A 13,338-nucleotide genomic window follows, 5' to 3' on the forward strand; every position below is an offset into this window, starting at 1 on the left:
ATGAAGCAGAAAGGTATAGCATTTCTTTCGATGGTCATTCTGTCATTGGCATTAATGGCACTGATCGTGGTTACGCAATTCTTTACCAATAAATCTACCCGGGCGCTGAATAATGGGAACAAACAGGCGGTACAGACTTTCCGAACCAATTACAGCATTCAGGAGCTGGTCAACCTTTCCTTCGACCTGCAGTCGAAACTGCGGGACCGCTACAGCAGTTTTGACAGTACCCGTATGCGTCAGCTAACGGATTCCCTGATCATGCTCGGCTATAATACCAATATCCTGGCAGCGGCCACTTTTGACAGCACCCGCCTGCATCAGCTCACGGATTCTTTAATCATGCTGGGTTATAATACCAATGTCCTGGCATCCGCCAACAAGGTGGAAAGTGACTCGCTGGCCAGCAAAATTGACAGCCTGGTCATCCGGCAGGTCAGTCTTTCTGAGTCCATATTAAAGGCCCACCAGGAAGGTCGGACCGGCCTGAAAAACCGGCTGATTGATTCCCTGGAGTCCCTGAAACCCGGGGATCAGGTATATGCCAACTGTATTGCCATGCAGGCCCTGTTGAAGACCAATTTGCAGGAAACCCTGGTTACCAATAATGAACAGTCGGCCAAACTGTCGCGTTACAACCGGGCCCTTGCATTGCTGGCTATCGTGGCGATCCTGATCATGGCCACCATCATTATACGCAGGCAGGCCCAGCAAATGCGGCTGATAGAAGAATTAAAGGCTGCTGAAGCTGCCGCACTGAAAAGCCGGAATGCCAAAGATGAATTCCTGGCCAATATGAGTCATGAACTCCGGACACCACTGAATGCGCTGATCGGATTCGGTAACCTGCTGAGTGAAACGACGCTGGACAGCAAACAGAAAGAATACGTGGAGATTGTCCGCTCCAGCAGCCATAACCTGCTCAATATCGTCAACGACGTACTGGACCTCTCCAAAATTGAAGCAGGTAAGTTGAAAATCAACAACAAACCTTTTAACCTCTACGAACTGTTCCGCGGCCTGGAAAAAATGTTCTCCAGGGCCGTTACAGAGAAAGACCTGCTGTACAGCTACCGGATTGACGAAAATATCCCCCGCTATGTCGTCGGTGATCCTGAAAGACTCAAGCAGATTTTCGTGAACCTGATCGGCAATGCCATTAAATTCACCAATGCAGGCGGTATCCATGTCAGTGCGAATATTGTCTGGATAGACGATAATTATTATAAACTGGGATTCACGGTCAAAGACACCGGAAGTGGTATTCCCCGGGAAAAAATTGAAACCATTTTTGAGCGTTTTGAACAATTGGAGCACGGCAGTCAGCGCCAACATGGAGGTACCGGCCTGGGCCTTACGATCGTGAAGAATCTGGTGGAGCGTATGGGTGGTTCCATTTCCGTATTCAGCGAACTGGGCCAGGGTTCTGAGTTTAATTTTACCTGCATACTGGAAAATGCCGGTCCGGTCGAAATGGAAAACGATGCGGTTCAGACGCCGGCGCTGGTTTTCAATGCTTCCAATGTCCTGATTGTCGAAGATAATAAGGCCAACCAGACACTCCTCTTACATGTATTGCATAAATACGGGCTGCAGCCCAGGATCGCCGACAACGGGCAGGATGCGGTGCGGATGCTGAACCAGGAAATGTACGACCTCTGCTTTATGGACATCCAAATGCCCAATATGGATGGCTATACCGCTATTGAACTGATACGCAATAAGTTAAATTTAAAACTCCCTGTTATAGCCATGACCGCCTATGTTTCCAGGGAAGAAATTGAAAAATGCTACCAGATGGGATTCGACGATTACCTGGCAAAACCACTGGATGAAAAATTATTGGTGGAAAAAACCTCGAAATATCTGCAATGTGAGATGGTGGAGCAAGCCGGGACTACGCAGAAACTCAGCTTCCTGGAGCATTTGGTAGGCGGGGACGCCCGTATGGTTGAAGAAATTCTGCTGGAGATGAAACAACAATGGCAAACCGATAAGGCAGATTTATTAAATGCGGGCAAAGCGGCCGATATAAACAAAATGAATAGTATCTTGCATCGTATAAAGTCAACATTTTCGCCCCTGGGCCCCAACCATGAAGTCTATAGGATCGTCCAGCATCAGGCTACCATGCTCAACCAGATGCCGGAAAAAGTATCCCCATTAAATTGCGAAGGGTTCATAAAACAGATTGAAAATGCCCTAACGGAAGTTTTTTAGACATGAATCGTGCCGCCGTTACATATCGTAAAACCACCAGGATTTCGCTGCTATTGCTATGGACAGGCGCCCTGCTGGCCCTGGCTTTTATGCTGTCCACCTGGCGTTCTGATGCAGAGCAATCGGGTTTTTTGTCCAAAAGTATTCTTGTGGACCAGCTCTTGTTGTCTTCCCAGGACATGGATCTGGGCAAATCAAATGCCCTGATCAATATCGGTTTGAACCGTGTTATGGCCGCCGCTGCGGCAGATACCGATACACATTCCAGTGTTGCTGAAGAGAAACTGGCGAAAAAAGAAGTTTACCGAAGAATTTTACAGCAAAAAATTAACACCTTACCAAATAACGCCGAGGAATCGGAAAACGAGGGTTTTATAATAAAACCATTGCCTCAGTAATAGACTATGTTGAAACAACCTATATCCTTCACACTGCTGGCTTTGTTACTACTGACCGGCTCCTGTGGGCTGCAAAAACGTCTGACGGCAGCTAAAGCGACTACCGCAACCGCAAAATCCCTGTTGGCCGGGGAAAATGCCAGCCTGGACAAGGTCAGCGCAACAGCGATGTCCAAACTTGACAGCGCCCATCTGGATAGTAATATTGCCGGCAATATGAAAAGGGTAATCAACGTTTTACACCGGGATCTCAATCAGATCAGCCAGGTCGTAGAAGCAGTGGAGCTTTTCGCTAAGGACAAATCTAATTTTAATGAAAAGAACTACTACCCTACGACCCGTAATTATATCGCCCGGCTGGATTCCTTTAATGCTACCGTAAAGACCCGGGAACGAATTTACCAACTGATTAAAGAGGCTGTTCATATCGATGCTTTTAAACGTAATGAACTGGGCACCTTCTTTGAGCCCGGTGCATACAGAATCCCTATAAAAGCGATGGGGACTTTTGAAGACGCTTTCCAGCCAACCATCGATACCATTACGCTGATAGCCAACCAATTCAGTGATATTCCGCGCAGTATCTATCTGGTGCTGGTCGGCTATGCTGACGAAACGCCTTTTAATAAAGAGGGCCCCCTATACCGCGAACTCCGGTCCTATCTTCCTGACAATCAACATCCGGACCGCCAGCAATTGAATCTACTGCTTTCCAATCTGCGGGCCAGGGAACTGGAACGTTCCATGCTAATGGCCCTGACCAATAATGCCGAAAAATTTACTGATTTCAACAAATTGCGGGTACACCATATGGGCTATGGCAGGGGCGAAGAGTATCCTTTCAGCTATATCAGGAATTACAACGCACAGGATGAAAGACGCCGTGTTGTCGTTTTCTATTGGTCCATTTTGCCGGATATTCATTAGGTCTTTTTGGATTATCCTGAAAATCCGGGCACTCATCTTAAAAATCGAGTACTTCATCGAATATGGATTGCAGTTGCTGCAAATCCGACTTACTTTTACAGTGGTTTAGAGGGCTTAAGAGTGGGCTGCGGCGTCTTTCCAGGCAATACGTGAGCCCCTCTTTTTTTAATATATATCTGAATGTACGTGACTTCGGAGCCCGTTAAAACTAAAAAACTTTGGAGCTGCGATGGATTTAAAACATTATATTCAATTTCAGTTGAACGGAACCGGCAATTTCTCTGATTCCGCAGCCCGCTTTTATAAAGAAGACCGTACAAAAATCGACATAGCCACCGACCTGATTATTGATCATACCATCAATGCGATGAGCTTCCAATGTTACCAGAATAACAAAACAGAAGAACTTATTAAAATGGCCAGGGACTGTGCGGGACTGAACCTGAATGCCTTTTTCATGTCAGGACACGAAAAAATCCTTGCCAAAGGTAAAAGTGTCATTTCTGAGATCTTTGGTGTCAAACATGTTAACATTGTAGATTCAATCGCTTCAAGAAGCCTGCTGAAAAACAAAACCGTTAATGCACTTACTGCCCTGGTAACACCTGTGGCCCTGGCAACCCTCAATCAGATCAATCATCAGAAAGACTACGGCGCGGATGATATGTGCCGGTATCTGAAAAAAGAGGTAGTGGCGGAAACAGAGACCCTAAAACAGCTCATGCCGCCGGAATCCACACCCCATCGTCGTCCGGGATACCGGCTGTTATCGAATGCGAAGCCCTTTAATTTGTTGTTTCAGTTGCAGGCATTATTTAAAAGGGCCGTCTGACACCCTTATCGGGCTCCACCACAACGCCGCCGCATTTCCGCGCACAGGACTGCTTATTCATCGATTTTTTCGTCCGCAAGTCTGGCAGTTACTTCCGGCATCCGTTTTTTCATGGGATTGGAACGGGCCTCATCATATTCGAACCTGTGACCAATAATATCGATACATAAATACAGGGAAGTCATAAAGGAATGATGGTCTGCCCTGCCCCGGCCGGAAATATCAAAAGCCGTCCCATGATCCGGAGAAGTCCTTACAATATTGAGTCCTGCGGTGTAATTGACCCCCTCACCCTGAGCCAGGGACTTAAAAGGTATCAGTCCCTGATCATGGTACATCGCCAGCACTGCATCAAAACTTCCGTACTGGGCTCTGGCAAAAAAAGCGTCAGCGCTATATGGGCCATAGGCCATGATATTATTGTCTTTGGCCTGCCGGATGGCAGGTTTGATGATTTCAAGTTCTTCGCGGCCAACCAGCCCTTCATCACCCGCGTGCGGATTCAGGCCCAAAACGGCTATTCTGGGCTTGTCAATGCCAAAATCACGCTGTAAACTGGCTTGCATGACCTGGAGCTTCCGGAAAATAAGGTCCTGACTGATATGGGAAGCCACTTCGCTGACAGGCAGGTGTTCGGTCACCAGGGCCACCCGCATATTGGTAGCACACATCATCATAACTGCGTCAGCGCCTTCAAATTGCTGTCTCAGATAAGGCGTATGTCCGGTATAGGTAAATTCCGCAGACTGCACATTGCTTTTATGAAATGGAGCCGTCACCAAGCCTTGGATCTGATCGGCTTTCAACGCGGCCACAGCAGCCTCCAGTGAACGAACGGCATAGAGACCGCCGGATTCATTCAGGGTTCCGGGAGTGATATTTACGTCCTCTTCCCAGACATTGAAAATATTCACCTGTTTGGGATTGATCCGTTCGAATTCCCTGGTATAGAAAAAATTAAAATTGATGTCCGGAATCGTCTTGCGATAAAAATTGATGACTTTATTATTGGCAAAAATCACCGGCGTACACATTTCAACGATACGGGCATCCGCAAAAGTCTTTATGATCAGCTCAGGACCGATACCATTCAGATCGCCACAGGTAATACCGATGACTGGTTTTTGTTTACTACTCATAATTTGTCAAATGGCTGTAAAAATAAAGATAAATGCGCGAAGGAAAACAGATTACCCGGCCACTGCAATGGCGATCGCCCACCAGCCAGCAGTCCGTACAACAGCCTCCCGGCTATTTTTTTACCAGCGCCAACAGCTTCTTAAGTATAGTCACCAGCAAAACAGCCAGTATGCCGCCGGCAATGCCATAAATAAATTCCCGCAGCATAGAAGGCCAGTTGCTCAGGTAATGGTGCAGGGGCTCAATATTATGGGCAAAGATGCCTCCTGAAACCAGAACCAGGGCCAGGGTTCCAACGACTGCGAGCAATTTAATTATCAGGGGCAGGGCCTTCACCAGCCCATGACCCAGTCCGGCAAGAAAACCCCGATCTCCTGCACGTTTGATCAGTTTAAAACCGGCATCATCCATGCGAACAATCAGTGCCACGATCCCATAAACCCCGATCGTCGCCAAAATAGCAACGACGGATACCGTCAGTATTTGCGTGGTCAGCGATTGGTGCATGACTGTAGAAAGGGCAATAATTACGATTTCGATGGAAAGTATAAAATCCGTGGATATCGCAGATTTAACCTTAGTCCGCTCTGCATCGGAATCGTTTTGGGTCTCTTCCTCGATAACTTCATGACCTTTTTTAGACCGGTGAAAAAGAAATTCAATGATTTTTTCCATTCCTTCGTAGGCCAGATAAAATCCCCCGAAAATCAGAATGATGGTAATCGCCGCCGGTAAATAGACCTGCAACAAAAAAACGACTGGAATAATCACCAGCTTATTCAGTAAGGACCCTTTAGTGATTTTCCACAGAACAGGCAGTTCCCGTGAAGATAAAAATCCCGTGGCCTTTTCCGCATTTACCGCAAGGTCATCCCCCAGAATCCCTGCAGTTTTCTGTGTAGCAATCTTGCTTGCCACTGCTACGTCGTCCATCAGCGCTGCTATATCATCCAGAATTGCAAATATGCCCGAAGCCATTCTTAAAGTTTTGTTGAGGGCGTAAAATTATTGATTTGAAACCAAGCATTGTCAAAAAGATGCCATTTGCGCTAAAATCCGGCCACAGGGCGCCGAGCGATACCTTTCCTAATCCCTGCCGTTACCGGATTTGCTAAAAAACCACAAAAAGTTTAAACAGCTTTTAAGTACCTTTCAGACAATTAAATTTGCCATATATTATAATACTTCAGCCCATGCGCATCCAACAATTGCTGACGCTCCTTCTGCCCCTTCTATTTCATCAGATCGGGTTTTCCCAAACCGCAAATACCGAACAGCGGCTGCAGGAATTGATGCAGACGACTCCGGTAATGGGACTGAGTGTAGCGGTCGTCAAAGACGGGCGCCTGATATATACGCATGCATTCGGCCTGAAAGACCAGGCATCCGGCCAGCCGCTTCAGACCACGGATCTGTTCCGGATTGCGTCAATTTCCAAATCTTTTTCGGCAACCTCAATCATGCAACTGGTACAGCAAAAGAAACTTCATCTATCCGATGATGTCAGCCGTCTGATGGGCTTTAAAATACGCAATCCGCGATTCCCTGAAACTGTGATCACCCTCAAAATGCTGCTCAGCCATACTTCCAGTCTCAACGACAGCCAGGGATATTTTACGCTGGACGTCGCCAATCCGGATAAAAATCCGGACTGGGCCAAGGCTTATAACGCATACGAACCGGGACGGGGTTATGAGTATTGTAACCTGAATTTCAATATGGTAGGCACCATCATAGAAAAATATTCGGGGCAGCGTTTTGACCACTATGTAAAAACGCATATCCTGGATCCCCTGGGACTCTATGGCGGTTATAATGTCAATGAACTGGATAGCACCCGGTTTGCCACCCTCTATGAATATAATCCGGAACAAAAATCTTTTAGCCCCTCCCCTGCCGCCTACGCGCCCCGGAAAGCAGAAATCGCCGCCTATACGATGGGTTACAGCACTCCGGTATTCTCACCGACCGGCGGGATGAAAATATCGGCCCCCGATCTGGCCCGATATATGGTAATGCACATGAATTTTGGCAAATCCGGAAGCCGCCGTATCATCAAAAAGAAATATGCCCGCCTCATGCAAACGCCCTTAGATCAAAAAGCCCGTTACGGACTGGCACTAAGGCGTACCGACCGGCTGATTCCGGGCGAAGCGCTGGTGGGCCACACCGGCTCGGCCTATGGACTTTATAGTGCCATGTTTTTCGAACCGCAAAAGAAATTTGGCATTGTGGCCATTACCAACGGCTGTCCCGCCGATGAGACCGATGGCTATATCGCGACTTTAAAAACAGCGATTAATATTCTGTATGAAGAACTGGTGAAAAAATAACAACGGCTTGCCCGGGATGGCCTAATATTGCAGTCCTTAACAGCAATATATGCAGTCTTCCGCAATTTCACATATTCAGGCACTGACGGTGCATAGAGTCGGCAATAAAAATGAAGGCGAACCGCTGACCATCGGTCAGTCGCCGGTTAAAATCGATGAAAGTATTGGTGCCCTGCTTTCCACTTATTTTCTTTCGGCGTTCAAATCGGAAGAATATTATCAGTTCTGGCACCATGACGGATTACACCTGCACGAAGTGCATACCTATGTAAGTGCCATTTTCGCCGATCCCGATTCCCTCCAGCAACAATCGGTTCGACTGGCGGAACAATTGTATGCCCAGAGCACCCATCCCAGAATTAAAGGCGGTGAATTTTATGTCGTCTATTTTAAAGGCATTATGGCCGCAGGTGAACCACTGGATGGCGTCGGATTATTCAAATCAGAAAATAAGGATACATTTCTAAATGTCTACCCGGCCGATGATCATTTTGAAATTGAAAGCCGGCAGGGCATCAATATCAACAAACTGGACAAAGGCTGCCTCATATTCAATACCGAGAAAGAATCGGGCTATCTGGTTTCGGTAGTGGACAATACCAACAAAGGGGCGGAAGCCCGTTATTGGATCGATGATTTCCTGCAATTAAGGCAGCGGGCAGATAAATATTTTAATACCGAAGCCACCCTGACTATATACAAGGATTATATTACCCAACAGCTTCCGGAATCTTATGATATATCCCGGGCGGACCAGGCCGATATGCTGAACAGGAGTCTGCATTTTTTCAAGGACCGTGACAGTTTCGAACTGGAAACATTCAATCAGGAAGTGTTGCATTATCCGGAGTATATAAACGGCTTCAATGATTATAAAAAACAATATGAGTCACAAAGAGAGCTGCAAATCGCGAATAGTTTCGATATTTCTGATGCAGCGGTAAAGCGTCAGCAACGTCATTATAAGTCAGTTATCAAGCTGGATAAAAACTTTCATATTTATATCCACGGCGACCGCAGTCAGATCGAAGAGGGTCAGGACGAACGCGGCCGCTATTATAAATTGTATTTCACCAATGAAACATAACAGCAGCGCGTCGGTATTACAATTCAATCCCCCTGGTCGTCTTGTATAGTTTCAGGGCGTAAACATCCGTCATCCCCGAAATAAAATCCAGTACATGCATTACTTTTTCGTAGGCTGATTCCTGGGGATCAAACATAAACTGCCGCGGAATCAGTTTCAGAATCTTTCGATCTTCGGTTTGTCGCTTTTCATCGGGAATTAATGCCACTGTCACAAAATCTTCTACCAGCCCGCTCATAATCCGGAAGCCGGCTATTTCCAGTTCAATTACCTGACGGGCATTGTATATTCTTTCAACCGACACTTTTTTAATCGTACCGAGCACGCCCTGCATTTCGGGAATCGCATCCAACAGGCTGCTGTTGAAATCACCCGCCAGAATAGCGGCACTGTTCTCCTGAAAAACCCGGGCGCATTTGGCAATCAGCACCCCTATGGCCTTAGTGCGCAAATAAGCAATGGATTCATTGGCGTCTGCGCTCAGACCGGCGGCAATATTTTTCACTCTTTCAAGATCCCTGGTATGATACTGTATGATACTGAGAAAATGATGCTTTACTTCCTCGTAACTCAGAAGATGCAGCCGATGCGCATCTTCCAGATCAATAATATTATAACAAATATCATCGGCGGCTTCCACAATATATACAAATGGGTGCCGACGGTAAACCGGTTGGAGCGCATCCTGGTCTGCCACCATATGCAATTCTTCAGCAATATCCTGAAATACCGATTCGTCGATGTTAAAATAGCCGTATTTCTTCCGGTGGACATTCCCTTTCGCCGTCGCCGTGGAAGGGCAGGGATATTTGATAAACGAACCCAGGGTACTATAGGTCAATCTGAAACCGCCCTTCACCCGTCCTTTCTGTTGCATGGTCAGAATCCGCAATGCGTTGGCATTTCCTTCAAACCGAATCAGATCTTCCCATTCCTTTTTACTGAACAGCGCTTTAAACGCCCTGTCTTCCGCGGTATCCGTATCCCTGTTTTTGAAATACTTGGAAATCGCCTCTTCCCCCGAATGGCCGAAGGCGGGATTGCCGAGATCATGCGCCAGACAGGCGGCGGCAACCACGTATTTGAGATCATTGTTATAAAATCGCAACGCAGCAGGATCTGCCTGTACCTTTGGCAGGGTCGCTATCTGTTCGCCGATCAGACCGCCTAAAGAACGGCCGACACTGGCCACTTCCAGCGAATGGGTCAGTCGGTTATGCACGAAAACTTCTTCCGGTAAGGGAAATACCTGGGTTTTATTTTGCAGACGGCGAAACGGACTGGAAAACACGATCCGGTCCCAGTCCCGTTCAAAATCACTACGCTCATCCATGGATGTCGCTTCAATGCCATATCTTTTGGAGGAAAAACAGTTTTCCCAGGTCATCGCCATAAATAGTCCTTTTATCTGCCGGCAAATATCGGTTTTAACCCGTCATTTCATTTTCTAAGACAGGAAAATCTGTCGTGAAAGGTAACTGACCTGCCGGTAATATCAGGGTAAAAGTAGTGCCCTGCCCCTCTTCACTGATAAAGCTCAGCCGGCCGCCCATCAGATCTGTAAAATCCCGACAGAGGCGAAGACCCAGCCCGGCACCCTTTTCAGCAGCCGTACCCCATCTGGTGGAACTGGCAGTAAGGGAAAACAAGCCGCGTTGTAATTCCCGGGGAATCCCGATCCCATTGTCTTTGACAGTGATAACTGACTGTCCTCTTTCGGTAACCGCCTTGAGTTCGATCGCACCGCCTCTGGAAGTAAATTTCAGCGCATTCATTAACAGATTGCGGACAACAAGTTCGAACATATGCCGGTCGGCGTGAACTACCGCGTCGGCTTCGAGGGCATTGAGTATACTGATCTGCTTTCTGGTGGCGATACCACCAGCAACCTCGAGCAGATTGGCCAGCGCTGGTGCCACCTGAAAATCAGTCTGCTGCACTTGAAATCGGTTGCCCTGCGTCGTTGTCCATGCAAGGATATTGGATAACATCGCCGAAGTATTGCGGGTCATGGACAACAGGATGCCGTTCATTTCCTTTCTTTCGGTTTCATTCAGGTCTTCGCTTTGCAGGAGTTCCAGATAACTCTGAAGTGAAGCCAGGGGACCATTCAGGTCATGACTGACAACAGATAATAATTTATTCTTTGTCTCGATAGCGGCTTCCAGTGCTGATTTCTGTGCGGTGAGGTCATTCCGCTTTTTATTGTAAGCTTTTCTGACGAAAAGGGCAATTATAAAAACAAAAGCGGCCATGACCAGGTAAGAAGTAATCAAATCCAGATAACGGGCCGGATTGGATTTATAGGTTATGGGTATAGCGTTCAAATAGAATCGTTCATAAGTCAGCAAGCCGATGATCAGTACCAGGTTCAGTACCAACCACAAATAATGCTGTTTTCGGGGGGTCATAACGACTGACAGGAGCAGATTTAAAAGGAACAGCGTGTAGGTGGGTCCCTCCGATCCTGAATTATAATAATAATTCATCACCAGTGAAGCATTCACGTAGATCTGGAACACCAATACGCTGATATGGTATAACCCCTTGAACCGGGAAATATAAAACAGGATAAATCCAAGGCAGGTAACTGCCAGAAAGAGCAGGTACAGCGGCCCGTCACTCAGCAGGTAATTAATGGGTACGCAAATGGTGCCGGATAAGGTTAAGATAATGGCTACAAGATGATACACCCTGGCCTCCAGCTCAAACTTTTTTGAACTGCCAATTAACCATTTGAAGTAAGCACGAATACGAGACATGACTGAGGAACAGATGACTCCTTTTTTTTCGGTGCAGGGGAGTCGGACTGGTCTTTATTTAGCTAACAAAAAACGAATGCATAAAGATAAAGAATTTGTCGTACTCCGACTGGCATGCCTTTCAATTTTAAAAATCAGGCAACTCAAGGCGATCCACTTTGCAACGACCGTTTGTAATTATTTAAAAATCAATAATTTTACCGTTATGAAATCTATGATATTTCTTGTTCCTGCGGTCAGTTTACTGTTCATTTCCGGATGTATGGAGGCACAAACCCAGACCAGTTACCTGCTGGATGTAGCAGCATTTTCAGTAAAGCTAGAGCAGCTCCCTGATGGCGTGATTCTGGATGTCCGTACACCGGAGGAATATGCCGGAGAACATCTTGATAAGGCGGTCAATTTTAACTGGCAGGACCCGGCTTTCGCCGACAATGTGGCAAAAATGGACAAAAAGGCGCCGGTTTTTGTTTATTGTCTGAGTGGTGGTCGAAGTGCGGCTGCCGCCAAAAAATTACGGGAAAAAGGATTTCAGGAGGTCTATGAAATGCAGGGGGGTATGCTGAAATGGAAAGCATCGGAGCTGCCACTTGTTCAAGGCAGTCCCTCCGATACTACCCGTGAAGGGATGAACCGGGCAGATTTCAAAGCTGCATTACAAACGGACAAACTGGTCCTGGTGGATTTCTATGCGCCCTGGTGTGCTCCCTGTAAAAAAATGAAACCTTTTTTAGAGGAAATTGCGAAAACCCGTGCGGAAACACTCCAACTGATCCGAATTGATATTGATGCCAACCCCCAACTGGCCGAAGCCTTACATATTCAGGAATTACCCCTGTTGCATCTGTACAAAAAACAGGAGCGGGTCTGGGTACAAAAAGGCTATATCGATAAAAAAGGGCTGCTGGAAAAATTGCCCCAATGACGGAATGTCTATAAATGTTGCTGCTCTTTCAATAGTCGGGCGGCACCAATAATTTCCACTTCCGCAGTGACTTGCAGGCCATATCGGAGCATCAGTCGGGCAAGCCGGTCCACGGCTAAAGGCGCCATGTTTTTGAATAAGCCCAGCCTGTTGAGAAATTTCAGCACCCCTTCAATTCTTTTTTCCATGATGCGGTCGGTACCGGGCCTGGAAAGCATCCCTGGTCGGAAAATGATCAGGTGTTTAAATGACAGAGCCCGGATACCAAGCTCCAGCTCGCCTTTAATCCGGGAGTAAAATACCGGAGATTGGGGACTGGCAGCGGCGGCGGACACGAGTACAAAACGGGGGATCGAAGCTGCAGCAGCCGCCTGAGCAAAGGCATATTGGTATTCATAATCCACCTTATACTGGCCCTCTTTACTACCTGCAGCCTTTAGCGTCGTACCCATACAGGAGAATGCCAGATCACCCTGCACCAGAGGTGCCCATTGTTCCGGATGATCGAAATCTACCAGGATTGATTCCAGTTTCCGATGGATCAGCTCCGGATTCCGTCGTACCAGGGCCGTTACAGTGGTAATCGCCGGGTCCTGAATTAATTGCTCCAGCAATGCCTTGCCGGTGGCGCCGGTGGCGCCTATAATTACCGCTCTCATTTTCCTGAATTTAAATATCCGTCCCGAAGCCGGCCCTGCCACAGTAAAATCAGTG

The 13,338-nt window shown here is 47.1% G+C and carries 12 protein-coding genes; 7 read left to right on the top strand and 5 right to left on the bottom strand.

Annotated elements, in window-relative coordinates:
* From ACYVI9_RS00935 to ACYVI9_RS00950, 4 genes are all read left to right on the top strand, one after another.
* A complete protein-coding gene (locus ACYVI9_RS00935) occupies window positions 1-2,220 on the top strand; it encodes an ATP-binding protein (RefSeq protein WP_460759401.1) in 2,220 nt (739 codons plus the stop codon).
* 2 nt (window positions 2,221-2,222) lie between these two features.
* Entirely contained in the window at window positions 2,223-2,618 is a 396-nt protein-coding gene (locus ACYVI9_RS00940) for a hypothetical protein (protein WP_460759404.1), read from the top strand.
* A 9-nt stretch (window positions 2,619-2,627) separates the two neighbouring features.
* Window positions 2,628-3,545: a hypothetical protein gene (locus ACYVI9_RS00945; protein WP_460759406.1), complete on the top strand. Its 918-nt coding sequence runs from the start codon at window positions 2,628-2,630 to the stop codon at window positions 3,543-3,545.
* A gap of 229 nt (window positions 3,546-3,774) precedes the next feature.
* Entirely contained in the window at window positions 3,775-4,377 is a 603-nt protein-coding gene (locus tag ACYVI9_RS00950) for a DUF937 domain-containing protein (protein ID WP_460759409.1), read from the top strand.
* A gap of 53 nt (window positions 4,378-4,430) precedes the next feature.
* On the opposite strand, the gene pdxA is transcribed toward ACYVI9_RS00950, so the two are convergent.
* Together pdxA and ACYVI9_RS00960 are read right to left on the bottom strand one after the other, a co-directional pair.
* Complete coding sequence (gene pdxA, locus ACYVI9_RS00955) at window positions 4,431-5,516, bottom strand: 4-hydroxythreonine-4-phosphate dehydrogenase PdxA (protein WP_460759412.1); 1,086 nt, start codon at window positions 5,514-5,516, stop codon at window positions 4,431-4,433.
* A 112-nt stretch (window positions 5,517-5,628) separates the two neighbouring features.
* Window positions 5,629-6,495 carry a DUF808 domain-containing protein gene (locus ACYVI9_RS00960; protein WP_460759414.1) on the bottom strand — a complete coding sequence of 289 codons (867 nt, stop codon included), beginning with the start codon at window positions 6,493-6,495 and terminating at the stop codon, window positions 5,629-5,631.
* A gap of 215 nt (window positions 6,496-6,710) precedes the next feature.
* Between ACYVI9_RS00960 and ACYVI9_RS00965 the strand changes: the two genes are divergently transcribed.
* Window positions 6,711-7,850, top strand: a complete 1,140-nt coding sequence (locus tag ACYVI9_RS00965; protein ID WP_460759417.1) for a serine hydrolase domain-containing protein — start codon at window positions 6,711-6,713, stop codon at window positions 7,848-7,850.
* A 49-nt stretch (window positions 7,851-7,899) separates the two neighbouring features.
* A complete protein-coding gene (locus tag ACYVI9_RS00970) occupies window positions 7,900-8,937 on the top strand; it encodes a nucleoid-associated protein (RefSeq protein WP_460759420.1) in 1,038 nt (345 codons plus the stop codon).
* Window positions 8,938-8,953: 16 nt separating this feature from the next.
* On the opposite strand, the gene dgt is transcribed toward ACYVI9_RS00970, so the two are convergent.
* Both dgt and ACYVI9_RS00980 read right to left on the bottom strand, forming a co-directional pair.
* Window positions 8,954-10,330, bottom strand: a complete 1,377-nt coding sequence (gene dgt, locus ACYVI9_RS00975) for a dGTP triphosphohydrolase (RefSeq protein ID WP_460759423.1) — start codon at window positions 10,328-10,330, stop codon at window positions 8,954-8,956.
* A 34-nt stretch (window positions 10,331-10,364) separates the two neighbouring features.
* Entirely contained in the window at window positions 10,365-11,699 is a 1,335-nt protein-coding gene (locus ACYVI9_RS00980; RefSeq protein WP_460759425.1) for a sensor histidine kinase, read from the bottom strand.
* A gap of 205 nt (window positions 11,700-11,904) precedes the next feature.
* Here ACYVI9_RS00980 and ACYVI9_RS00985 point away from each other — a divergent pair, with 205 nt between their 5' ends.
* Window positions 11,905-12,624 (top strand): thioredoxin domain-containing protein, encoded by a 720-nt coding sequence (locus ACYVI9_RS00985; RefSeq protein WP_460759427.1) that lies wholly within the window; start codon window positions 11,905-11,907, stop codon window positions 12,622-12,624.
* Between the two features lie 8 nt (window positions 12,625-12,632).
* On the opposite strand, the gene ACYVI9_RS00990 is transcribed toward ACYVI9_RS00985, so the two are convergent.
* On the bottom strand, window positions 12,633-13,283 hold the full coding sequence (locus ACYVI9_RS00990) for an NAD(P)H-binding protein (RefSeq protein ID WP_460759430.1): 651 nt from the start codon (window positions 13,281-13,283) through the stop codon (window positions 12,633-12,635).
* Window positions 13,284-13,338 lie beyond the last annotated feature (55 nt).

The sequence above is a fragment of the Niabella terrae genome (assembly GCF_054783135.1).